Origin of the sequence: Streptomyces rhizoryzae, from assembly GCF_023155275.1 — a bacterium.
GTDB classification, from domain to species: Bacteria; Actinomycetota; Actinomycetes; order Streptomycetales; family Streptomycetaceae; genus Streptomyces; species Streptomyces rhizoryzae.
Genome location: NZ_JALMUV010000007.1, coordinates 143,730 through 167,010, shown reverse-complemented (window position 1 = coordinate 167,010; position 23,281 = coordinate 143,730). Strand labels below are relative to the sequence as shown.

Below are 23,281 nucleotides of genomic sequence, written 5' to 3'. Positions count from 1 at the left end.
TCCGAGGCTCTCTTCGCGCCCCCGGACACGCCCGTGTATCAAGAAAGGTGTTCATCACCGTGGAAACCGCCGACCGGACCGCCCCGGCAGCAGTGATTGTCGCCATCGACGGCCCCGCAGGCACGGGCAAGTCCAGCACGTCCAAGGCCGTCGCCGGCAAGCTCGGCCTCGGCTACCTCGACACCGGCGCCCAGTACCGCGCGATCACGTGGTGGATGCTGACCAACGGCATCGACGTCGACGATCCGGTCGCGGTGGCCGACGCCAGCGCCAAGCCGGTGATCGTCTCCGGTACGGACCCGGCCGCGCCGACCATCACCGTCGACGGGGTGGACGCCGCCGGACCGATCCGCGGCGCCGAGGTCACCGCCGCGGTCAGCGCGGTCAGCGCGGTCCCCGAGGTGCGCGCGGTGATCACCGACCTCCAGCGCACCATCGCCGCCGAGGCCCCGCACGGCATCGTCGTCGAGGGCCGGGACATCGGCATAACGGTCCTCCCCGACGCCGACCTCAAGATCTTCCTCACCGCGTCCCCGGAGGCCCGGGCGGCCCGCCGCAACGGCGAGCTGAAGAGCAAGAACCCCCAGCTGGCGGCCGATCTGGCGGCCACCCGCGAGGCGCTGATCAAGCGGGACGCCGCCGACTCCTCCCGCAAGACCTCGCCGCTGGCCAAGGCGGACGACGCCGTCGAGGTCGACACCACCGACCTGACGCTGGACCAGGTCATCGAGTGCGTGGTCACCCTCATCGAGGGCGTCCGCGCCGAGAAGGCGGGGCGGGACCCCCGGTGACCGACGGCGGCAACGCGCCGAGCCCCCGCGGGGCCGCGATCGGCCGGCGGATCGGCATCGGGCTGATGTACGGCCTGTGGCGGCCGCGGGTGCTGGGCGCCTGGCGGGTACCGGCCGCCGGCCCGGTGATCCTCGCCGTCAACCACTCCCACGGCCTCGACGGCCCGATGCTGATGGGCACCGCCCCCCGCCCGGTGCACTTCCTGATCAAGAAGGAAGCCTTCGTCGGCCCGCTGGACCCGTTCCTGCGGGGCATCGGGCAGCTGAAGGTGGACCGCCGGGCCACCGACCGCAGGGCCATCACCGATGCGCTCGGCGTGCTGGCCGACGGCGGCGTGCTGGGCATCTTCCCGGAGGGCACCCGGGGCGAGGGCGACTTCGCCTCCCTCCGGGCCGGGCTGGCCTACTTCGCGGTGCGCTCCGGCGCCCCCGTCGTCCCGGTGGCGGTGCTCGGCAGCACCGACCGCCCCAGCCGGCTCACCCCGGCCGTGCCGCGGCTGCGCAGCCGCGTCGACGTCGTCTTCGGCGACGCCTTCGCGGCGGACGACGGCAGCGGGCGGCGCACCCGTAAGGCGCTGGACGAGGCGACCGTACGGATCCAGGAGCGGCTGACCGCCCACCTGGCACAGGCCCGGCGCCTTACCGGGCGCTGACCGACACTTGAGCAGTGGGCCCCGAGCGGCCCACCGACCACATGGATGAACGAGGTACGGACTTCATGAACGAGCAGACCCCCACCGGCGACGAGCACGGTGCGCTTGGTGACGCCGAGTACGCGGAGTTCATGGAGCTCGCCGCGGAAGAGGGCTTCGATCTGGCGGAGGTCGAGGGCGACATCGCCGCGGCCGGCCACGGCCCGCTCCCGGTCCTCGCCGTCATCGGCCGCCCCAACGTCGGCAAGTCGACACTGGTCAACCGCATCATCGGCCGCCGCGAGGCGGTCGTGGAGGACCGGCCGGGCGTCACCCGCGACCGGGTCACCTACGAGGCCGACTGGAACGGCCGCCGCTTCAAGGTCGTCGACACCGGCGGCTGGGAGCAGGACGTCCTCGGCATCGACGCCTCCGTGGCGATGCAGGCCGAGTTCGCCATCGAGGCCGCCGACGCGGTGGTGTTCGTGGTGGACGCCAAGGTCGGCGCCACCGACACCGACGAGGCCGTGGTCAAGCTGCTGCGCCGGGCCGGCAAGCCGGTCGTGCTGGTCGCCAACAAGGTCGACGGCCCCTCCGGGGAGGCCGACGCCGCGATGCTGTGGTCGCTGGGCCTCGGCGAGCCGTACCCGGTCTCCGCGCTGCACGGCCGCGGCACCGGCGACATGCTCGACGCCGCCCTGGAGGCGCTCCCCGAGGCGCCCGCGCAGACCTTCGGCGCCACGGTCGGCGGCCCCCGCCGGATCGCCCTCATCGGCCGCCCGAACGTCGGCAAGTCCTCGCTGCTCAACAAGCTCGCCCGCGAGGAGCGGGTGGTCGTCAACGAACTCGCCGGCACCACCCGCGACCCGGTCGACGAGCTGATCGAACTGGGCGGCAAGACCTGGAAGTTCGTGGACACCGCCGGTATCCGCCGCCGGGTGCACCTCCAGGAGGGCGCCGACTACTACGCCTCGCTGCGCACCGCCGCCGCGGTGGAGAAGGCCGAGGTCGCGGTCGTCCTGATCGACGCCGGGGAGTCCATCACCGTCCAGGACCAGCGGATCATCACGATGGCCGTCGAGGCCGGCCGCGCCCTGGTCATCGCCTACAACAAGTGGGACACCCTCGACGAGGAGCGCCGCTTCTACCTGGAGCGGGAGATCGAGCGGGACCTCGTCCAGGTCCCCTGGGCGATGCGGGTCAACGTCTCCGCGCGCACCGGCCGCCACATGGAGAAGCTGGTCCCGGCGATCGAGACCGCGCTGGCGGGCTGGGAGACCCGGATCCCCACCGGGCGGCTGAACGCCTTCCTCGGCGAGATCGTGGCCTCCCACCCGCACCCGATCCGCGGCGGCAAGCAGCCCCGGATCCTCTTCGGCACCCAGGCCGGCACCAAGCCGCCGCGCTTCGTGCTCTTCGCCTCCGGCTTCCTGGAGGCCGGCTACCGCCGCTTCATCGAGCGGCGGCTGCGCGAGGAGTTCGGCTTCGAGGGCACCCCGATCCACATCTCGGTGCGGGTCCGCGAGAAGCGCGGCACCAAGGCCAAGAAGAAGTAGCCCACCGGCCCCGGGTCAGCGGCCGCCGGGCGGCCGGGACGCGTCCCGCTGTCCCGGTGGCAGCGCCGCCGGCAGCTGGCCCCGGGGCCGGAACGGCTGCCGCCCCACCACCTCCCACTGCGTCGGCGCCGGCGCAGGCGTCCGGCTCCAGTGCGCGCCGCGCAGCGCCTCCGGCACCTCCGGCTCGTCCGTACGGTCCCCGGGGAGCGCCCGGAAGGCGTGGCGGTACTCGGCGTACAGCGCGTCGTAGATCGGCGTGGCCGAGCCGCGGTCGGCGGCGCGCGGCGCCCCGTGGTCGCGGGCCGGGCGCATGCCGGGAATGGCGTGGTGGGGGTACGGGGCGCGGGAGGGCGGGTCGTATGCGTGCACGTAGGTGCCAACGACCCCGGTGCCCGCGGGATGCGGCTTTCGGGAGGAAATGGCTGATCGCGGGCGCAATCCCGCCCTCGGGCGGTCGTGCTCCCGCGATCGGGGTGCCGGACGGTCAGGTGCCGGCCAGCGGCATCGCCGCGGCCACCAGCAGGCCCTTGGCGGCCGCCTGCTCCAGCGCCTGGCGCATCAGGTCCTCGCGCGGCTGGTGGCCGATGGTGCCCGAGGGCGCGGCGTACATCAGCACGGTCTTCTCCTTGGTGGCCGCGGCGCGCCAGCCGTCCGAGACGGCCAGCGGCTGGTGGGCCTGCCACCACGCGGACTGGCTGCCGGCCGTGCCGGGCTGGAGGACGGCGTGCAGCTTGCCCATGGCCAGCAGCGCGGACCAGCCCTCGATCGGGCCGGGGCGGTCGTTCAGGTCCGCCACCGGGGCGAAGCCGTGCTCGACGAGCAGCGGGAGGAAGTCGTCCTGCGGTCCGGTCGAACCGGGCCGCGCGATCGGGCCGTTGGGCTCCACCACGAGGGCCGGGAGGAGTTCGTCCTTGACCAGCACCAGGCCGCAGGTGATGCCGAGGGTGGCCTGGCGGTCGCCGGCGGGGATCGCCGGGGCGCCGGCGGCGTCCTCGCCGGTGATGGAGCGCACGGCCCCGCGGAGCTGCTCCTCGGACACCGGTACGACCTGGGAGGGGATGCACGTGGCGTGGGCGAACGCGAGCACCGCGGTCTCCTCGCCGACGAACAGGACGGTGCTGGTGCGCTCCTGCTCGCTGTTGCCGGGCGTCCGGCAGGAGGTGCAGTCGTAGCTGCCGGGGGCGTCCTCTCCGGCCAGCAGCCGGTCGGCTTCTTCGTCGCCGATCTCGGCGCGAACGTCGTCGCTGACGTCGAGCATGCGCGGCACGGGTGGCTCCTCGATCTTCATGAGCGGCTGCCGGGCGGTCTCCCGGCTCGTACAAGGACAACGGGCGACCCCCGGCAGAGTCACGCGCGGACGCGAACAGAATCGAACCACGCGTCCGGTAGCGGCGAAGCGGTGAAAAACGGTCATCGGATCGGTCACGCACCGTTCAATTCCTGCGCAGAACTTGGCGCAGCTGGCCGTGTTCTGTACACCGGACGGGGTGCGGTGGTCCCCTGGAAGGGCGCGGCGCCCCGGGCCCCGGGGGCGTGCTGCCTACCGTCACCGGCTATGTCGGACAACTCTTCGGCGCCGCGGCGCCGCGTGGAATCCGTCGGGCTGCTCACCGCGGCGGCCGCAGCCCTCGTCCTGTGCCTGGCCGGCGGCGCCGCCGCCGACGGGGCGCCGGGAGGCGACGGCGGCGGAGGGGGAGGGGACGGCGGCCGGCCCCCGTACGCGTGCGCCGACGACCAGTGGCCCTGGGGCTGCCTCGCCGAGTGCGAGAGCAGCGGCGACTGGCACATCAACACCGGCAACAGCTACTACGGCGGGCTCCAGTTCTGGCAGCCCACCTGGGAGGCGTACGGCGGCCTGAGGTACGCCCGGCGCGCCGACCTGGCCACCCGGGACGAGCAGATCGAGGTCGCCAAGCGGGTCCAGGCCGACCAGGGGTGGGGTGCCTGGCCCGAGTGCGCCCGGCGGTACGGTCTGCTCGGTGGCCGCAGCCATGTCGTCCGGCCCGGGGAGACCCTCGCCGGGATCGCCCGCCAACACCGCGTCAGGGGCGGCTGGCAGGCGCTGTACGACGCCAACCGGGAGGCCGTCGGGGAGCGTCCGGACCGCCTGGCGGTCGGCACCCGGCTGAAGCTGCGCTGACCCGCCGGCCCGGCGCTGGCCGGCCGTCCAGGACCCGCGCCCCAAGGGCCCCGCTCCCGGGAAAAGTTCCCGTCCCGCCATACCGATGCCCTATCTTTTTCGGCACGACTTGGCCAATACCCCCAACCATGAAGGCCGTTCCGCGGTCTTACCTTCCAACAGCCGGAAACCGGGCGCCGCCGGGCGGCCGGTCCGGGGCGCGGGGGATCGAGGACGAGCGAGGACCAGGGGACGCGGGGACGGATGCACATCTCATTCCTGATGCACCACGCCTACGGCGCCGGGGAGACGGTCCGGGCGACGTTCGCCCTGGCCGGCGCCCTCGCCGAACGGCACGACGTCGAGATCGTCTCGGTGCTGCGGCACCGCGCCGCCCCGGCCCTCGACCTCGGGCCCCGGGTCGCGCTGCGGCACCTGGTCGACCTCCGGGAGCACGCCCCGGCCGCCGACCGCACCGACCCGGCGCACGCCCGGCCGTCCCGCGTCTTCCCGGCCGCCGAGCCCGGCTCCGGCCCGTACAGCGAGCTGACCGACCGCCGGATCGCCCAGTACCTGCGGCGGACCGCGGCCGACGTGGTGGTCGGCACCCGGCCCGGCCTCACCGTGCACGTCGCCCGGCAGACCCGCCGCGGCCCGCTGCGGGCCGGCCAGGAGCCGCTCTGCCTGGCCGCCCACGGCCGGGAGCTGCGGCTGGCGCTGCGCGGCGCCTACCCGCGGCTGGACGCCCTGATCACCGGCACCGAGGCGGACGCCCGGGCGTACCGGCGCGGGATGCGGCTGCCCGGGGTGCGGATCGCGGCGGTGCCGCGCGCGGTGCCCGCGCCGCGGCTGGCGCCCGCCGACGGCAGCGGCCGGTGGGTGGTCGCGGCCGGCCGGCTGGTCCGCGAGCGGCGTTTCGACGTCCTGGTCCGGGCGTTCGCCGCGGTGGCCGCCGAACGCCCCGACTGGCGGCTGCGGATCTACGGCAGCGGCCCCGAACGGGCCGCGCTGCGGGAGCTGATCGGGCAGCTCGGGCTCTACAACCACGTCTTCCTGATGGGCCCGGCCCGGCCGCTGGAGCCGGAGTGGGCCAAGGGCGCCCTCGCCGTGGACCCGGCGGGCCCCGAGGCCACCGGCACGGCCCTCGCCGGGGCGCTGCGCTGCGGCCTGCCGGCCGTCGCCACCGACTGCCCGTACGCCGCCGGCGAGACGGTCGAGGACGGGGTCACCGGCCGGCTGGTGCCGCCGGGGGACCCCGCGGCGCTCGCCGCGGCGCTGCTCGCGCTGACCGGCGACGGCGCCGCCCGGAGGCGGATGGGCGCCGCCGCGCGCGCCGCGGCCGCCGCCCGCTTCGACCCGGCCGAGGTGGCCGGGCGGCACGCCGACCTCTTCGCCGCGCTGCTCGCGCGGCGGCGCGGCAGCGGCCTGCGCGCCTCCCTGCACCACGCCAGGGGAGCCCTGATCGGCGGCGGATACGCCACCAAGTACGCCACCGGGCTCGCGGTCCGGGCCGCGGTGAGAGGGGTACGGACGGTATGAACGCCTCGACGCAGCCGCCGCTGACCGGTCCCGGAGCGGGCCGGCGCCCGCGGCGGAACGCGGTGACGCAGGGAGGGACGCCGGTGCCCGTGGACCTCAAGGCCGACTGCATCGCGGACTCCGCGGGCGGCCTCACCTTCGACCTGGACGTCCCCCGCGGGCACGGCACCACCTGGAGCGCGGCCCTGGTGCTGCGGCTGCGCGCGGGCGCCGGGGAGACGGTGGCCGCCGGCCCGGCCGACGACGAGGTGCGGCTGCCGCTCGGGCCGAACGGCCCCGGCCGGCTGCGCGCCGTGCTGCCCAGCACCGTCGCGCTCGCCGAGGGCCGCTGGCACGCCTACGCCGACCTCGGCGACGGCGCCGACCCGCGCCGGCTGCTGCCCGGCGTCAACGACCTGCGGTCCCTGGTGGACCGCCGGCCGCTGGCCGGCATCGGCCGGCTCGGCGTCCGCATCCCCTACGCCACCCAGCGGGGCAACCTCGCGCTGCGCAGCTGGCTGCGCGGCCCGCACGCGGAGGCCGGCGACATCCTGGTGGCGCCCGGCGGCATCACCGTCACCGGCCGCCTCTACGGGGCGGGCCCGGCGGCCGGCGCGCAGGCCGAGGCGCGCTCCCGCCAGGCCGGCCAGGAGCCGGTCACCGTCCCGCTGGCCGTCGAGGGACCGGACTTCCGCTTCACCCTGCCGTGCGCGGAGCTGGCCGCCCGCTGGCGGCGCGGCAGCGAGCCGTGGGACCTGTGGCTGCGGCCCGGCGCGGGCGCCCCGCCGGTCCGGATCGCCCGGCTGCTGGACGACGTCCCGGACAAGGAGCAGGTGTTCAGCTACCCGGCCGTGCCGGTGCCCGCGGCCGGCGGCGAACTGCGCGTCGGCCCGTACTACACGCTCGACAACGACCTGGCCGTCCGGGTCAGCGGCCCGCTCGGCGCGGAGTAGCGGGGCCGGGGCCGCGCCCCGGCCCCGGTGTGCCCGGTCTGCCGGGCGGCTGCCGGGTGGGCCGATGTGCGGGAAATGTGTGTGGGATGTGTCTCGCCGGTCAATTTCCCGGCGGCTGGAAAAGGGTGTCCGGTAAGGGGATTACGGGGCCGGCCGGCGATTAATTTCCGCGAGTTGCCCGGCGTTGTCCGCAGCGGCGGCACAGGGTTCGGTATCCGATCAAGGGGGAATTCCGGCCGCTTCGATATCCACCCGGTCGCAGCGTCGCACGGCGCGTAAGGGTGAGGGCGGTTCCGGCAATCGCAGGAGCGTTCGCTGTGACAGAAGTGTGACCCGGGGCGGGCCGGCGGGCCGGTGCGGGGCGTGCGGACGGGCCTTCCGCGCGCCGCCGCGGGCGCCTACGGTGGCCGGTATGGCACCCGAACCGAACCTTCCCGGTGAGACCCCCGGCATCCAGGACGACCCCGAGGCGTATGTGGGCCTCGGCCAGGAGGCCGCCGAGGAGCGGGCCCGCTCCCGCGGCTGGACCACGGTGCGCTCGCTGCCCCCCGGCGCCATGATCACCATGGAGTACGCCCCCGGCCGGATCAACTTCGAGGTCGAGGACGGGCGGGTGCGGCGCGGCTGGCAGGGCTGACGGCTCGCCCGCGCCGCCCGGCGACCCGGCGGACACGGCGAAGGCCCCGGTGCTCCCTTCAGGGGAGCGCCGGGGCCTTCGTGTGGCGCGGGCGGGGTGTGCGTACCGGTCCCGGTGGCCGGGGTCAGCCGGTGCCGTTGCGGGGGCGGCCGGCGGCCGGGCCGAACGGCGCGGTGCCGCGCGGGACGCGGTCCGCGTGCGGCGGCCGGCGGCTGCCCGCCGGGGTGACCGGCGTGCGCTCGGCGCGGCTGGTGTGCGGGCGCGGCGGGTGGTGCGGCCGGCTCTCGGTGCCGCGTGCGGTGCGGCTCCCGGTGGCGGCGCCGACCGCCTCGCGCACCAGCACCCCGCCGTCCCCGGCGGGCCGCTGCCGGGAGACGTCCGAGGCCAGCGCGCCGGCCGGCAGCGGGCCGCGCAGCGAATCGGGGCGCAGCCGCAGCCAGAGCCGCAGCAGGATGCCCATCAGCCGGTCCTCGACCCAGGTGATACCGGGCTCGAACCACGGCATCGCCAGCAGCACCAGCAGGCCCGCGGCCCAGCCCAGCAGGACGTCGCTGACCCAGTGCGTGCCGAGGTAGACGGTGGTCATCCCGACGCCCAGCGCGCCCAGCGCGGCGATCACCGACAGGGTGCGGCGGCGCAGCGGGGTGGTCGCCAGATAGGCCAGTACGCCCCAGGTGACCACGGCGTTGGCGGTGTGGCCGGAGGGGAATATGTCGCCGCCCAGCCACATCTCGTTCGAACCGACCGTCGTCGCGTAGTGCGGGCCGAGGCGGCCCATGCCGAGCTTGGCGGCGCCGACGGTGATGTTCAGCAGCAGCAGCGAGGCGCCGAGCACCAGCAGCGGGTGGAGGTTGCGCTGCCGCCAGCAGCGCCAGCCCAGCCAGGCCGCCACCGCCACCGCGGTCGGCCCGCGCTGCCCCAGCACGACGAAGTAGTCGAGGAAGGCGTGGATCGCCGGCCACTGCTTGTACGGCCGGAAGAGCATGAGCTGCCAGTCGATGGTGACCAGGGAGGTGTTGGCGAGCACCCCGGCGACGATCGCGGCGTAGACCGCCAGCGTGCCCCAGAACAGCCACAGCCGGGTCCGGGTCATGCGCGGTGGTCTGACGCGATCGGTCGGGAGGCGCTCCTCCATCTGGTCGAGCTTGTCATCGGTACGCACTCAAACGACGTTACCGCGTGTGATGTATGCACTTGGTCAAACCATGCGCTTTGTAATGACGATGTGATGTGGAATGGGTCTCAATGCGGGCTCGCTTCCAGGGATTTCGAAGAGAATTTCCCGGCCTTCCGATTCAGTTCCGGCCGGTCGCGTGTCGGCCCGATAGGCGCTTATCTGTTTTTCGGTGGAGGAGTTTATCCGCGATGCGTACGGGTGTCGCGGGGCGTTTTCCGTCGGCCGGGCATTACGGAGCGGGATCTTCCGGTCACGGCGGGCCGGAGCCGTTGAGCCAGAACGCGCCGTAGACCGCCGAGCCGGCCGCCACCACCGCGATGACCGGCCACGACCGTGCCGGGCGCCACCGGGCCAGCCCGGCCGCGAGCGGCAGCAGCAGCGGGAAGGCCGGCATCATCAGCCGCGGTTTCGACCCGAAGTAGCCCTTGGCGGTGAGCGCGATGAACAGCACCGTGCCGCCGTAGACGGCCAGCGGCAGCGGCTGGCCCTTCCGCACGCCGTGCACGTACAGCCAGATCACCAGGGCGACGCCGGCCAGCAGGCCGAGGCCGGCCGGGAGGGCCGGGCCGGCCAGCTGGTGCCCGACGAAGCGGGCGAACGCGATCCCGCCGTCGAAGCCGTTGCCCCAGCCGCCCTGGACGTCCAGATATCCGGTCGGCGAGCCCTGCCGGACGCCGACCCACACCACGTACCCGCACCAGCCGAGCGGCGCGAGCAGGATGCCGAACAGCATCCGCCGGTGCCGGCCGCCGAGGAGGGTGCGCCACCGGACCCCGCCGGCCCGCTCGTTCGCCACCGTCACCGCGGCGGTGATCCAGACCGCGGCGACCACCGCGGCGCCCACCGGCCGGGTCAGCCCGGCCAGCGACGCCAGCGCGCCGGCCCACACCCAGCGGCCGGTCAGCACGGCGTGGACGCCCCAGGCGGCCAGCGCGGTGAACAGCGACTCCGAGTACGCCATCGACTGCACGATCCCGACCGGCAGTGCGGCCCACAGCGCGGCCAGCGCGACGCCGGCCCGCGGGCCGTGCAGCCGTTCCCCGGTGGCGTACAGCGCCCAGGCCGCGGCCAGGGACGCCAGCCAGGCCACCGCCAGCCCGGCGTCCGCCGCGGTCAGCGGGGTGAGGGCCGACAGGCCCCGCTCCAGCCAGGGCAGCAGCGGGAAGAAGGCGAGGTTGGAGTGGACCGCGCCGTTGGCCAGGTGGACGGTGTAGCCGTAGCCCTGCTCGGCGACGCGGGTGTACCAGAGGGAGTCCCAGCGGGCGGTGAGCAGGGTGTGCCAGTCCTTGCCGGACGCCGCCGACCAGGCCATCAGCACGGCCAGGCCCAGCAGCCGGATCGCCGCGTACGCGGCCAGGCCGGGGACGGCGCGGCGCAGGGCGGCGCGGACGGCGGGCGGGCAGAGGGTCCGGCCGGGCGCCGCGGTCGAGGCGAGGTCGTTCATCCGGACGATTATCCAGGTGGCCGGGGCCGGCCGGCCCGACCGCTACGGGTGGAACGTCCGGGGCTGCGATGAGCGTCTCACCGTGAGGTGGGCCACGCGGGTCCCGGGGGGTCTCGCGTAGTCTGACGTCTCCACTCGCCCGTGCCGCCGGTTCCGCCGGAGCGCCGTCGCGCCGCGGTCCGCGGCCCGCGGGAGCAGGTCGGCGAGCGCATGACAGGAGGTACTGGATGTCAGGGACGACCGCGTCCGGCAGGGGGCGGACGGCTGGTGTTCCCCGGCACACAGGCGGCGTGAACCGCTGGACCGTGCTGATCGTGCTCTGCGTCAGCCTGCTCTTCGTCGCGCTGGACACCACGATCCTCTACGTCGCGGTGCCCTCGATCACCGAGGACCTGCGGCCCGGGCCGGTGGAGCTGCTGTGGATCGTCGACGTCTACCCGCTCATCGCCGCCTCGCTGCTGATCCTCTTCGGCACGCTGGGCGACCGCGTCGGCCGCCGCCGGATCCTGCTGCTCGGCTACGGGCTCTTCGCCCTGGCCTCGGCCGCCGCGGCGCTCGCGCCCAATCCGCAGATCCTGATGGCCGCCCGGGCGCTGCTCGGCATCGGCGGCGCCATGATCATGCCGGCCACGCTGTCGATCCTGCGCCAGGTCTTCCCCGACCGGCGGGAGCGGGCGGTGGCGATCGGGGTGTGGAGCGCGGTCGCCGCGGTGGGCGCCGCGGTCGGCCCGGTGCTCGGCGGCTTCCTGGTCGAGAACTTCTGGTGGGGCTCGGTCTTCCTGATCAACATCCCGATGATGGCGGCGATGTTCCTGATAGGGCGCTGGCTGCTGCCGGAGTCGCGCGGTGAGCGCAACGGGCCCTGGGACCTGGCCGGCGCGGTGATCGCGGCGTTCGGCGTGCTGGGCATCGTCTTCGGGGTCAAGCGGCTGGGCAGCGGCGCCCCGGTGGCCGGGGTGACCACCCTGCTGCCGATCGCGGTGGGCGTGGTGCTGCTGGTCCTCTTCGTCCGGCGGCAGCACCGCCGGGCCCATCCGCTGATCGACATGCGGCTGTTCGCCCGGCCGGCGTTCGGCACCTCCGTCGGCTGCATCGTGCTGGCCATGCTCGCGCTGGTCGGCCTCCAGCTGATCGCCGTGCAGTACCTCCAGCTCGTGCTGGGGCTGAGCCCGCTGGAGACCGGGCTGCGGATGCTGCCGCTGGTCTTCTCCGCGATGGCCGCCGGCCTCACCGGCTCCAAGCTCCTCCAGGCCCTGGGCCCGCGGGTGATGGTCTCGGCCGGCTTCACCCTGACCGCGATCGCGGTGCTGTCGCTGACCGCGATGGGCACCCACGACCGCTTCTGGCAGCTCTCCCTCGGCTTCGTCCTGCTCGGCTTCGGCTTCCAGTCCACGCTCTTCGGGGCGTACGAGTCGATGCTCAGCGAGGCCCCGGCCGCGCAGTCCGGCGGCGCCGCGGCGCTCGGCGAGACCGCCTACCAGCTGGGCGCCGGCATCGGGGTGGCGCTGCTCGGCAGCGTGATGAACGCGGCGTACGCGCCGGGGCTGGCCCGGGTCGACGGGGTCTCCCGGGCGGCCTCCCGCTCGGCGTCGCACTCGCTCGGCGAGGCGTACAAGGTCGCCGCCGGCCTGGGGGAGCACGCCCGCCAGGCGCTCCGGCTGGCCGCCCGGGACGCGTTCGTGCACGGTCTGCGGGTCACGCTGGTGGCCAGCGGGGTGCTGCTGCTGGTCGGCGCCGCGATCGCGCTGCGGCTGCCGCGCCGGGCCGCGGAGTCCGGGGAGCGGACGGACGAGGCGGCGGCCGAGGAGGGCGCCGGAGCGGGGGCGGGGGAGAGCGTGCCCGCCGGCCGTGAGGGGGCGCCGGCCCCGGCGCGCACCGGCCGCTGACCGGCACCGGCCCGGTGGCGCGCGGCGGGGGACCCTTGCCCGCGCGGCGCCGGGGGCCGTACCGTCGGAGCCGCGTAACTACCACTGCTAGTTTTTCGCGCGAGCGCTGAACCCGCCGGAGGCCCGCCATGTCGCCCACGCCGTCCTCGCTTCCGCCGTTCGACCCCGACGACCCGCTGGGCCTCGACGACCTGCTCACCGACGAGGACCGCGCGGTCCGCGACACCGTCCGCCGGTGGGCCGCCGACCGCGTCCTGCCGCACATCGCCGGCTGGTACGAGAAGGGCGAACTGCCCGAGGTGCGGGAACTCGCCCGCGAACTGGGCTCCCTCGGCGCGCTCGGCATGTCCCTGACCGGCTACGGGTGCGCCGGCGCCTCGCACGTCCAGTACGGCCTGGCGTGCCTGGAGCTGGAGGCCGCGGACTCCGGCATCCGCTCCCTGGTCTCGGTCCAGGGCTCGCTGGCGATGTACGCGATCCGGCGCTTCGGCTCCGAGGAGCAGAAGCAGCACTGGCTGCCGCGGATGGCCGCCGGCGAGGTCATCGGCTGCTTCGGACTGACCGAGCCGGACCACGGCTCCGACCCGGCGGGCATGCGCACCCGCGCCCGGCGGGACGGCACGGACTGGGTGCTGACCGGCCGCAAGATGTGGATCACCAACGGCTCGGTGGCCGGGGTCGCGGTGGTCTGGGCCCGTACCGACGACGGCATCCGCGGTTTCGCCGTCCCCACCGACGCCCCCGGCTTCACCGCCACCGACATCCGGCACAAGTGGTCCCTGCGCGCCTCGGTCACCAGCGAACTGGTCCTGGACGAGGTGCGGCTGCCCGCCGACGCGGTATTGCCGGAGGCCGCGGGGCTGCGCGCCCCGCTGGAGTGCCTGGGCCAGGCCCGCTACGGCATCGTCTGGGGCGCCATGGGCGCCGCCCGCACCTGTTTCGGGACCGCCCTGGACTACGCCCGCACCCGCGAGCAGTTCGGCAGGCCGATCGGTGCCTTCCAGCTCACCCAGGCCAAGCTCGCCGACATGGCCGTCGAGCTGCACAAGGGCGTCCTGCTCGCCCACCACCTCGGGCGGCGCTTCGACGCCGGGCGGCTGCGGCCGGAGCAGGTCAGCTTCGGCAAGCTCAACAACGTGCGGGAGGCCATCGAGATCTGCCGCACCGCGCGCACCGTCCTCGGCGCGAACGGGATCTCGCTCGAATACCCCGTGATGCGGCACGCCACCAATCTGGAGTCGGTGCTCACCTACGAGGGCACCGCGGAGATGCACCAGCTGGTGCTGGGCAAGGCGCTCACCGGGCTCGACGCGTTCCGGTGAGCGGCGCCGCCGGCGCCGGCCGCCGCGGCTCCCGGGTGCGGCTCCCGGGCCCCGGTGCGGGAGGCACCCCTCCCGGCGGCCTCAACTCTGGTTGAAGAAGCCCCCGTTGCGGTGGCCGCGGGTCTCGCCCGTGACGACCCGGTAGTCGGCGGGGGTCAGCAGGAAGACCCGGGTGGCGACGCGCTCGATGGAGCCGCGCAGGCCGAAGGTGAGGCCGGCGGCGAAGTCCACCACCCGCTTGGCGTCGGCGGACTCCATGGCCGTGAGGTTGACGATCACCGGGACGCCGTCCCGGAACAGCTCGCCGATGCCGCGGGCGTCCCGGAAGGAGGCCGGGGTGACCGTGGCGATCCGGGTCCCCTGGTGCTGGGCGGCCTCGTCGGCCACCCGGACCCGGGGGTCGGTCACCCACGGATTGCCGCCCGGGGCGGCGGACTCGGGTCCCTCGGCGTAGTCGTCGTCGTAGTAGCGCTCGTCATCGTTGTCGTCGACGAGGCCAAGCCAGGCGCTCGCCTTGCGTACCGATCCCATTGACGCCTCCTCCCACCCGCGGTGTCTGTGTCTTCCGTTCGCCCTATCGTCGTCCATCAGGGCGAGGGAGTGCCAAGCGGATACCCGCCGCACGGGGGTTCGTGACATATCTGGTGCATAGAGGGTGGTGCGCCGTCAGCTTCCGTGCCCCCTCCGTCAACTGACTGTGCGAAGGGCGTCACGTTCGGTACCCGATCCGGTGATGTCGACAAGTTGACGGCCGCCGCGGGAATCGACTGGCGGGTAGGTTCGGTACCGAGACCAGGGCATATGTCCACGCACTTGGCATGTGCCGGGGATATGGCCCGATGATCGGGTGACTGACCCCGCGGAGTGTCGTTGACACGGAAGCAGAAACCGCTCTGCTTCCGGACCTCACCACTCTGAAGCTGAAAGTCCAGCACGTGACTACACCGATCACGGAGGCCCGCGTCCCGCGCCTCCGCAGGGCGTTCACGGCGACGGTCGTGGCGCCGCGCTCCCTCCGCGCCAAGCTCATCCGCATCCTGGCGGTCGCCCTGGTGATACTCCTGGCGCTGCTCGGCCTGTCCGCCGCCCGGCAGGCCGGCGACTACGGCAACGCCGCCACCACCGCCGCCGACGCCCACCTCTCCGAGGCGCTCCAGGGCTTCATCCACGAGCACCAGAAGGAACGCGGCCTGACGACCGGCTACGTCGGCGGGATCACCGAGTTCCGCGGCCGGATGCTGGCCCAGCGCAAGCTCACCGACACCGCCCTGGCCGCCGTCCGGCGGGAGCTGGCGGACCGCGAGGACAGCGCCGCCGTAGCCGTGCGGCAGGGCCTGCTCCGGGTCCGCGCGCTGCCGGGCGTACGGGCCGCCGCGGACCGCGGCACCGCCCGGGTCGAGCCCACCTACGACTACTTCACCGGCACCAACGTTGCCCTCAACCGCATCGGGACCGGCCTCGTCGAGGTCCGTGACGCCCAGCTGCGGGCCGACTACCAGGCGCTCCAAGTCATCGGCGGCGCCAAGGAGTTCACCGGCCAGGAGCGGGCCATCGTGCTCGGCTCGCTGCACGCCGGGCGGTTCCTCGGCGACGACTACACCCGCTTCATGACCACCCGCTCCGGGCGGCTCGCGGCGCTGGAGGAGTACCCCGAGTGGGCCACCGCCCGCCAGCAGCGGCTGGTCCGGGACGCGCTGGCGACCCCGTCCGCCAAGGAGCTGCTCGGCTACGAGAAGCAGATCGTCGCCGGCCGGGGCACGCTGCCCGGGGCCGGCAAGGTCCCGCCGGGCGCCTGGTACGACTCCGCCACCGCCACCATCGACGGGCTGCGCGCCGTCCAGAGGGCGCTGGGGACGGACATCAAGGACCGGGCGGCCGAGCTGGAGCAGGACGCGGCCCGCACCCTGGCGCTGTTCGCGGCGCTCGCGGCCGGATCGGTGGCCGCGCTCGGCGGGCTCGCCGTCGGCGCCGCCCGCTCGGTCTCCGGGCCGCTGGGCTCGCTGACCCGGCAGGCCAGGGAGGTCGCCGGGGAGCGGCTGCCGGCCGCCGTCGCCCGGGTCCAGAGCGAGGCCGGCAGGCCCGAGGCACCGGCGCCGCTGACCGTGCCGCGCGGGGCGGGCAGCGAGGTCCGGCAGCTGGCCGACGCCTTCGACCAGGTGCAGCAGGCCGCCTACGACCTGGCCACCGAGCAGGCCGTACTGCGCCGCAACGCCACCGAGTCGCTGGTCAACCTCGGCCGCCGCAACCAGAACCTGGTCCGCCGCCAGATCAGCTTCATCAACAAGCTGGAGCACGAGGACGCCGACCCGGCGACCCTGGCCAACCTCTTCGAGCTGGACCACCTCGCCACCCGGATGCGCCGCAACGCCGAGAGCCTGCTGGTGCTCGCCGGCGAGGCCAGCCCGCGGACCTGGGCCACCCCGCTGTCGGTCACCGACGTGATCCGCGCCGCGCTCTCCGAGGTCGAGGAGTACCGGCGGGTCAAGCTGCGGCGGGTGGACGCCGCGTTCCTCAGCGGCACGGTGGTCTCCGAGATCTCCCACCTGCTCGCCGAACTGGTCGAGAACGCGCTGAGCTTCTCGCCGCCGGACACCGATGTGGAGGTCGAGGGCCGCCGCACCAGCGCCGGCTATCTGGTCGCGATCGTCGACCACGGCACCGGCATGGACGCCGCGGCGATGGCCGAGGCCAACGTCCGGCTCTCCGGCGCCGCCAGCTTCATGGCCGAACCCACCCGCTTCCTCGGGCACTTCGTGGTCGGCGCGCTGGCCCGCAAGTGCGGGATCGAGGTCCGACTGGGGGAGGCGCCGGCCGCCGGCACGGTCGCCCGGGTGCTCATCCCGGCCGCGCACCTCGCCGAGCCGGGCAGCACGCCGGCCCCCGGGCCGGCCGCGGCCGCGGGACCGGGCACGCCCGCCGCGGCCGAGCGGAACGAGCCGGCGGAGAAGGGGAGTGCGGTGTCCGAGGAGCATGCCGCGGCGGCGGACGGCGAGGCGGCCGCGGGGCCGCAGGCGGCCCGGAGCGCGTCCGGCGGCGGGCGCTCCGAACCGCTGCCCCGCCCCCGGCAGGAGCGCGACGGCGCCGCGGAGCGACCGGCGGCCGCGCCGGCGGCCCCGGCCGGCCCGCGCGGCTCCTCGGCGGCCCGCACCCGCAACGGCCTGGTCAAGCGGGCCAGGCGCAGCGCCATCCAGTCGGCGGTGGACGAGGCGGCGGCGCCGCGCTGGCAGCAGCAGGCCGCCCCGACCCCGGACCGTTCGCCCGACGAGGTCTCCGGGATGCTCGCCACCCTCCGCAGCGCCCATATGCGCGGCGGGATCAGCGTGGAGAAGGAGCGCGAACGGGAGCAGGGCAAGGGCCGGGGCAGCGGCGGCGGCCGGGGCGTACCGGGCCGGGGGCAGGACGAGCGGGCGGAGCGGACGGACCGGGCCGCGGCGAAGGGGGACCAGAAGTGAGCGTCGATCTTCAGGGCGATTCGCACACCTTCAACTGGCTGCTGGCCAGCTTCGTCCGCAAGACGGACGGGGTGCGGGACGCGGTGGCGGTCTCCTCGGACGGGCTGCTGATCGCCGTCTCGGAGGGGCTGAACCGCACCGACGCGGACCACCTGGCCGCGGTCGTCTCCGGACTGTCCAGCCTGGCCCGCAGCGCGTCCCGGCGCTACGAGTTCGACGGCGTCAAGCTCATCATGATCGAGATGGGCCGCGGCTTCCTGCTGGTCTCGGCGATCCGGGACGGCAGCTGCCTGGGCGTGCTGGCCGACTCCACCGGTGAACTGGGCCTGGTCGGCTACGAGATGGCGGTGCTCGCCGAGCGGGCCGGGGACCTGCTCACCCCGGCGCTGATCGCGGACCTGCGGCAGGTACTGCCGCGATGAGCGAGGAAGCCGAGGAAGACGCGCTGTTCGTCCGGCCGTTCATCATGACCGGCGGCCGGGCCGAGCCGATGCACGACGGCCTGCGGCTGGAGACGCTGGTCGTGGCGGTGCCCGAACCACCGCCCGCGTCCCTGGAGTTCGAGCGCCGGCGGATCGTCGCGCTGTGTGCGCAGCCGACGACGGTGGCCGAGGTCGCCGCCGGGATCGGGGTGCCGCTGGGCGTCGCCAAGGTGCTGATCGCCGACCTCGTCGTCGGCGGACTGCTGGTCTGTCAACAACCCAAGGAGCTGCCGCTCCATGTCCTGGAGAGGATCAGGGACCATGTCAGGGCGCTCTGAGAAGGCCGCACCGCTCGCCGTGAAGATCGTCATCAGCGGCGGGCTGGGCGTCGGCAAGACCACGTTCATCGGCGCCATCTCCGAGATCGAGCCGCTGGACACCGAGGCGGCCATCACCCAGGTCTCGGTGGGGGTGGACTCGCTCGTCGGCGTGGAGAACAAGACCACCACGACGGTGGCCCTGGACTTCGGCCGGATCACCCTGGACCCGGCGATCGTGCTCTACCTCTTCGGCACGCCGGGCCAGGACCGCTTCTCGTTCCTCTGGGACGACCTGGTGGAGGGCGCGCTGGGGTCGATCGTGCTGGTCGACACCCGGCGGATCGAGGACTCCTTCCCGGCCCTGGACTTCTTCGAGGAGCGCGGGACGCCGTTCGTGCTGGCGGTCAACCACTTCGACGGCGCCCAGGAGTTCGAGCTGGACGAGATCCGCGAGGCCCTGGGCATCGACGGCGCGGTGCCGGTGATCGCCTGCGACGCGCGCCGGCGGGCGTCGGTGCGCGATGTGCTGGCGGCGCTGATGGACCAGGTCGTGCTGCGCCACGCGGCCGGCGGCGTGCCCCGGGCGGGGGCGCTGGCCCGCTGAGCGGGCGGGGCGGGCGGGCACCGCACCCCGGCACCGGGCCGGGGTGCGGTGCCCGCCCCGTCGCGTCCCGGGTCAGTGCAGCTCCGGCGGGCTGATCCGGGAGGTGGCGAGGGCCGAGGGGCCGGTGCCCCACTTCTTCAGGATGCGGTCGTAGGTGCCGTCCTGCTTCAGGTGGTTGACCGCGGCCCGGAAGGCCGGTGCCAGCGGGGTTCCCTTCTTGAACGCGAAGCCGACGTCCAGGCGCTTGAACTCGTTGAGGAAGCGCAGGCCCGGCTGCTGCCGGACGGCGTACCGCAGTCCGTTGATGGTGCTCATCACCACATCGCTGCGGCCCTGCTGGAGCGAGATCCACAGGGCGCCCTGGTCGGCGTAGGTCTTGACGTCGTACGGCTGCTTCCCGGCGTCCCGGCACAGGTGCCGGTTCTTCTCCAGCGTCGTCTCGAAGGTGGTGCCGGCGCCGGTGGCCACGGTCAGACCGCACAGCTGGGTCAGGGCGGTGACCTTCTTCAGCGGGCTGTCCCGGCGGGCCGCGAAGCCCTGGCCGTCGTTGACGTAGGTGACGAAGTCGAGGGTCTTGCGGCGTTCGTCGGTGACGCCGAAGTTGCCGGTGCCCACGTCGTACCTGCCGCTGCCCAGGGCCGGCAGGATCGCCTCGAAGCTCGCCACCTCGCGGGTGAGGCGGAGGCCGAGGACCTTGCCGACCGCGTCCGCGAAGTCGATGTCCTGGCCGGCCAGGGTCTTCCCGTCGGGCAGGTAGGTGGCGCCGGGCGGGGTGCCGACGCTGCTGGCCAGGGCGAGGGTGCCGCGGGCCCGGACGGCGGCGGGCAGCAGCGCGGCGACGGCCGGGTCCGTGCGCACCGCGGAGACCACGTCGGTGGTGGGGATCGCGGCGCCGGGGGCCGGACCGGCGGCCACCGTGCCGGTGTCGGCCCCGCCCGGACCGCAGGCGGTGAGCGCCAGGGCCGCGGTGGACAGGAGCGCGGCGGCGCGCGGAACGGTGCGGCGCGGCGCGGTGAGCGGGGTGCGGGTGGCGGTCATGGGCGCGGGTTCTCCAGATGCTTCTCGAACGGCAGCGGGCCGTTCGTCTCCGGGGCGGGCTGGGGGCCCCTCCCGGCCGGAGGCGGGGGGAGGGGCGTCGGTGGCGGGGTGATGGGGCGTCAGAGGGGCCGCACGGGGCGGCCGGGGCGCGGCGGGCATGGGTACGCCTCACTGGCCTGGGGCGGCACTCGGCGGCGGACGGGCAGGCCGGACGAGCGGGCCGGGCGGACGGGAGAAGGGCGGAGCGAGGGGAGGGGTGCGCCGAAGGGCGGCGCGGGTGTGAAGGCGCGCGGCGGGGAAGGCGGGAGAAACCGCGGGAACGGCCCGGCCGGTGGACGGCGGGCCTCAGGGGCAGGGGGTCAGCTCAACAGGACGACGACCACACACGACCGAAGTCGATGTGGTCACGGGTGACCAGCCGCTGCCATGGATGCATGCGACCAAGTGGAACAGGCATCCGTTTCCGCGTCAACCGCCCCGTGATCCATCGCTCACCCAACGGGCCGCGGCCGGCGGTCCCTTGACAACCGGCCGTGTCCACCCCATAGCCTCAAGGCCGGCCGTGCTGAGGGGCGCGGCCCGTTCCGCCTGTGTGAAGGCGCCTCCCGTGCTCGAACGACGCGTCCACGGAGCCTTCGCATGCCTTCCGACACCCTCGACGCCCCGGCCGTGCCCGCCGCGCCGCCCGGCGGCCCCGATCCCGCCGCCTGGCGCATCGTGCCGCGCCGCCGCACCGGCCAGTGGGCGGCCGCCGCGGTCCTCCTCGTCCTGCTGGTCCTCGCCCTCGCCTCGGTCGTCCGCAACCCCGCCTTCCAGTGGGGCGTGGTCGCCGACTACTTCCTGACCTCCGCCGTCCTGCGCGGCCTGGGCCTGACCCTGTGGCTGACCGCCGTGGTGATGGCCCTCGGCTTCGGCCTGGGCACCCTGCTCGCGGTGCTGCGGCTGGCCGGCAATCCGGTGCTGCGCGCGGTCGGCCGCGGCTACGTCTGGCTGTTCCGGTCCGTGCCGATCCTGGTGCAGCTGCTGTTCTGGTTCAACATCGGGGCGCTGTACCCGGTGATCCTCGGCGTCCGGACGGTCAACCTGCTCTCGCCGGTGGCGGTCGCGGTCATCGGGCTGACCCTGCACGAGGCCGCGTACGCCGCGGAGGTGGTCCGGGCCGGCATCCTCTCCGTCGGCGCCGGGCAGGTGGAGGCCGCGCAGGCGCTCGGGCTCGGGGCCGGGCGGCGGCTGCGCCGGATCGTGCTGCCGCAGGCCATGCGGGCGATCCTGCCGCCGGCCGGGAACATGCTGATCGGCACCCTCAAGGGCACCTCGATCGTCAGCGTCATCGCCGTCCAGGACCTGCTGTACTCCGTCCAGCTGGTCTACCACCGCACCTACCAGGTGATCCCGCTGCTGCTGGTGGCGACGCTGTGGTACGTGCTGGTCACCTCGGTCCTCGGCGTCGGGCAGCACTACCTGGAGCGGCGGTACGCGCGCGGGACGGCCGGTGCCCGGTGAGCGCCGCCGCGCCGGTCCCGGACCGGCCCTCCGTGGTGATCGTGGGCGCCGGCCCGCGGGGCACCGGGATCGTGGAGCGGATCGCCGCCAACGCCCCCGAGCTGTACGGCGACCGGCCGCTCGACCTGCACCTGGTCGATCCGTACCCGCCCGGCGGCGGCCGGATCTGGCGGCAGCGGCAGTCCCCGCTGCTGTGGATGAACTCCGCCGCCGAGGACGTCACCCTCTTCACCGACGACACCGTGGAGCTGGCCGGTCCGGTGCGGCCGGGGCCCTCGCTCGCGCAGTGGGCCCGGGCGGTGCGGGACGGGGCGGTCGCCGCGCCGCCCGGCCTCGCCGGGGACGCCGCGGCGCTGGGGCCACGGGACTTCGCCGGGCGGCGGGTGCAGAGCGCCTACCTGCGCTGGGTCCACGAGGAGGCGGTGGCCGCGCTGCCGCCCCGGATCGCCGTCCACGAGCACCGGCGGACCGCGCTGCGGGTCTCCGGGCCGCGCGAGGGGCGCCAGCAGGTGTGGCTGGCGGGCCGCGCCACTCCGCTCCAGGCCGACCTGGTGGTGCTCACCCTGGGCCATCTGGAGTCCCAACTCTCGGATACTGAGCGGGAGTTGGCGGACTTCGCGGCCCGGCACCGGCTGGCGTACCTGCCGCCGGCCTTCACCGCCGACAGTGATCTGAGCCGCCTGCGGCCCGGCGAACCGGTCTTGGTGCGCGGCTTCGGACTGGCCTTCGTCGACCTGATGGTGCTGCTGACCGAGGGGCGCGGCGGTACGTACACCACCGGGCCCGGCGGCGAGCCGGTGTACCGGCCCTCGGGCCGGGAGCCGGTGCTGCACGTCGGGTCGCGGCGCGGCGTCCCCTACCACGCCAAGATCGGCTACCCGCCGTCCGGGGAGCGTCCGCCGCTGCCGCGCTTCCTCGGCCCAGCCGAGGTGGACGCGCTGCTCGCCCGGCCCGGCGGGATCGACTTCCCGCGGGACGTCCGGCCGCTGATCGACAAGGAGTTGGGCTTCGCCCACTACCACCGGCTGTTCACCGCGCACACCGGCCGCACCCGGATGGCCTGGCCGGACTTCGAGGAGGAGTACGCCGCCGCCGAGCCCGGCAGCGCCGCGCTCCGGGCGCTGGTGTCCGCGGCCGTCCCCGACCCGGCCGACCACTTCGACACCGAGGCCCTGGACCACCCGCTGGACGGTGTCCGCTACCCGGACGCCGAGGCCCTCCAGGCCGGGCTGCGCGGCCACATCGAGGCCGACCTGGCCCGCCGCCACGATCCGGCGCACAGCCCGGACCTGGCGGTCTTCCTGGCGCTGCTGTCGGTCTACGGCCAGCTGGTCCGGCTCGGCGACCACGGGCCCTGGTGGCACGGCTTCTTCAGCTTCCTCGCCTCCGGGCCGCCCGGCCCCCGGCTGCGGCAGCTGCTGGCGCTCTCCCGGGCCGGGGTGGTGCGCTTCCTGGGCGCCGGACTGACCGTCACCGCCGACGAGGAGCGCGGGGTGTTCCGTGCCGGGTCCGCCAGTGTGCCCGGTGCGTGGACCGAGGCCCGGGCGCTGGTGGAGGCGCGGCTGCCGGAGCCGACCGTGGTCCGCACCCGGGACCGGCTGCTGCGCGCCCTGTACGCGGACGGCGCCCGCGCCACCGCCGGCGGGCTGCTGGCCGTCGACCCCGCGGACGGCCGGATCCTGGACCGGGCCGGGCGCCCGCACCCGCGCCGGTTCGCCCTCGGCCCGCACACCGACGCCCGGGGCAGCGGCGCCTTCACCCGGCCCCGCACCAACGCGCCCGCCTTCCGCCAGAACGACGCCACCGCGCGGGCCCTGCTCAGCTTCCTCCGTGACCGCACCGCCCCACCGGTCCCGGTCCCCGCACCCACCCCCGAGGACTCCCGTGCCGCTGACCAGTGATGCCCC

The 23,281-nt window shown here is 74.9% G+C and carries 21 protein-coding genes; 15 read left to right on the top strand and 6 right to left on the bottom strand.

The annotated features are described in order from the left end of the window. Positions 1-47 precede the first annotated feature (47 nt). The 3 genes from cmk to der all read left to right on the top strand — a co-directional run bounded on the left by cmk (position 48) and on the right by der (position 2,979). A complete protein-coding gene (gene cmk, locus MUU72_RS08945; protein WP_248012615.1) occupies positions 48-791 on the top strand; it encodes a (d)CMP kinase in 744 nt (247 codons plus the stop codon). Further along, positions 788-1,444, top strand: coding sequence for a lysophospholipid acyltransferase family protein (locus tag MUU72_RS08940; RefSeq protein WP_248012614.1), 657 nt, complete (start codon positions 788-790; stop codon positions 1,442-1,444). Before cmk ends, MUU72_RS08940 begins: the two co-directional genes overlap by 4 nt. Before the next feature lie 65 nt (positions 1,445-1,509). After that, the gene (gene der, locus MUU72_RS08935) at positions 1,510-2,979 is read left to right on the top strand and encodes a ribosome biogenesis GTPase Der (protein ID WP_248012613.1); all 1,470 of its coding nucleotides are present in this window, start codon (positions 1,510-1,512) and stop codon (positions 2,977-2,979) included. Between the two features lie 15 nt (positions 2,980-2,994). On the opposite strand, the gene MUU72_RS08930 is transcribed toward der, so the two are convergent. Further along, positions 2,995-3,348, bottom strand: coding sequence for a hypothetical protein (locus MUU72_RS08930; protein ID WP_248012612.1), 354 nt, complete (start codon positions 3,346-3,348; stop codon positions 2,995-2,997). 115 nt (positions 3,349-3,463) lie between these two features. After that, entirely contained in the window at positions 3,464-4,246 is a 783-nt protein-coding gene (locus tag MUU72_RS08925; RefSeq protein WP_248012611.1) for a DUF8842 C-terminal domain-containing protein, read from the bottom strand. A 288-nt stretch (positions 4,247-4,534) separates the two neighbouring features. Between MUU72_RS08925 and MUU72_RS08920 the strand changes: the two genes are divergently transcribed. From MUU72_RS08920 to MUU72_RS08905, 4 genes are all read left to right on the top strand, one after another. Beyond that, positions 4,535-5,119, top strand: a complete 585-nt coding sequence (locus MUU72_RS08920; protein ID WP_248012610.1) for a LysM peptidoglycan-binding domain-containing protein — start codon at positions 4,535-4,537, stop codon at positions 5,117-5,119. Between the two features lie 243 nt (positions 5,120-5,362). Continuing rightward, positions 5,363-6,637, top strand: coding sequence for a glycosyltransferase (locus tag MUU72_RS08915; RefSeq protein ID WP_248012609.1), 1,275 nt, complete (start codon positions 5,363-5,365; stop codon positions 6,635-6,637). 83 nt (positions 6,638-6,720) lie between these two features. Continuing rightward, the gene (locus MUU72_RS08910; protein WP_248012608.1) at positions 6,721-7,569 is read left to right on the top strand and encodes a hypothetical protein; all 849 of its coding nucleotides are present in this window, start codon (positions 6,721-6,723) and stop codon (positions 7,567-7,569) included. Between the two features lie 412 nt (positions 7,570-7,981). Then, on the top strand, positions 7,982-8,206 hold the full coding sequence (locus MUU72_RS08905; protein ID WP_248012607.1) for an I78 family peptidase inhibitor: 225 nt from the start codon (positions 7,982-7,984) through the stop codon (positions 8,204-8,206). 124 nt (positions 8,207-8,330) lie between these two features. Here MUU72_RS08905 and MUU72_RS08900 read toward each other — a convergent pair whose 3' ends face one another. Together MUU72_RS08900 and MUU72_RS08895 are read right to left on the bottom strand one after the other, a co-directional pair. After that, complete coding sequence (locus tag MUU72_RS08900; protein WP_248012606.1) at positions 8,331-9,368, bottom strand: phosphatase PAP2 family protein; 1,038 nt, start codon at positions 9,366-9,368, stop codon at positions 8,331-8,333. 265 nt (positions 9,369-9,633) lie between these two features. Then, positions 9,634-10,827 (bottom strand): putative hexosyltransferase, encoded by a 1,194-nt coding sequence (locus MUU72_RS08895; RefSeq protein ID WP_248012605.1) that lies wholly within the window; start codon positions 10,825-10,827, stop codon positions 9,634-9,636. Positions 10,828-11,054: 227 nt separating this feature from the next. Between MUU72_RS08895 and MUU72_RS08890 the strand changes: the two genes are divergently transcribed. Next, entirely contained in the window at positions 11,055-12,713 is a 1,659-nt protein-coding gene (locus MUU72_RS08890) for an MFS transporter (protein ID WP_248012604.1), read from the top strand. A 128-nt stretch (positions 12,714-12,841) separates the two neighbouring features. Beyond that, on the top strand, positions 12,842-14,035 hold the full coding sequence (locus MUU72_RS08885; protein ID WP_248012603.1) for an acyl-CoA dehydrogenase family protein: 1,194 nt from the start codon (positions 12,842-12,844) through the stop codon (positions 14,033-14,035). An 81-nt stretch (positions 14,036-14,116) separates the two neighbouring features. Here MUU72_RS08885 and MUU72_RS08880 read toward each other — a convergent pair whose 3' ends face one another. Further along, on the bottom strand, positions 14,117-14,566 hold the full coding sequence (locus MUU72_RS08880; RefSeq protein WP_248012602.1) for a cell division protein SepF: 450 nt from the start codon (positions 14,564-14,566) through the stop codon (positions 14,117-14,119). A gap of 404 nt (positions 14,567-14,970) precedes the next feature. Here MUU72_RS08880 and MUU72_RS08875 point away from each other — a divergent pair, with 404 nt between their 5' ends. Genes MUU72_RS08875 through MUU72_RS08860 form a run of 4 tightly spaced genes read left to right on the top strand, consistent with a single transcriptional unit; the run spans position 14,971 to position 18,833 of the window. Beyond that, on the top strand, positions 14,971-17,487 hold the full coding sequence (locus tag MUU72_RS08875; protein ID WP_248012601.1) for a sensor histidine kinase: 2,517 nt from the start codon (positions 14,971-14,973) through the stop codon (positions 17,485-17,487). Continuing rightward, positions 17,484-17,909 carry a roadblock/LC7 domain-containing protein gene (locus MUU72_RS08870; protein WP_248012600.1) on the top strand — a complete coding sequence of 142 codons (426 nt, stop codon included), beginning with the start codon at positions 17,484-17,486 and terminating at the stop codon, positions 17,907-17,909. Before MUU72_RS08875 ends, MUU72_RS08870 begins: the two co-directional genes overlap by 4 nt. After that, positions 17,906-18,247 (top strand): DUF742 domain-containing protein, encoded by a 342-nt coding sequence (locus MUU72_RS08865; protein ID WP_248012599.1) that lies wholly within the window; start codon positions 17,906-17,908, stop codon positions 18,245-18,247. Before MUU72_RS08870 ends, MUU72_RS08865 begins: the two co-directional genes overlap by 4 nt. Further along, positions 18,231-18,833, top strand: a complete 603-nt coding sequence (locus MUU72_RS08860; RefSeq protein WP_248012598.1) for a GTP-binding protein — start codon at positions 18,231-18,233, stop codon at positions 18,831-18,833. Before MUU72_RS08865 ends, MUU72_RS08860 begins: the two co-directional genes overlap by 17 nt. A 72-nt stretch (positions 18,834-18,905) precedes the next feature. On the opposite strand, the gene MUU72_RS08855 is transcribed toward MUU72_RS08860, so the two are convergent. After that, entirely contained in the window at positions 18,906-19,871 is a 966-nt protein-coding gene (locus tag MUU72_RS08855) for an ABC transporter substrate-binding protein (RefSeq protein WP_248012597.1), read from the bottom strand. A 639-nt stretch (positions 19,872-20,510) separates the two neighbouring features. Here MUU72_RS08855 and MUU72_RS08850 point away from each other — a divergent pair. Beyond that, a complete protein-coding gene (locus MUU72_RS08850; protein WP_248012596.1) occupies positions 20,511-21,374 on the top strand; it encodes an amino acid ABC transporter permease in 864 nt (287 codons plus the stop codon). Then, positions 21,371-23,275, top strand: coding sequence for an FAD/NAD(P)-binding protein (locus tag MUU72_RS08845; RefSeq protein ID WP_248012595.1), 1,905 nt, complete (start codon positions 21,371-21,373; stop codon positions 23,273-23,275). Before MUU72_RS08850 ends, MUU72_RS08845 begins: the two co-directional genes overlap by 4 nt. Positions 23,276-23,281 lie beyond the last annotated feature (6 nt).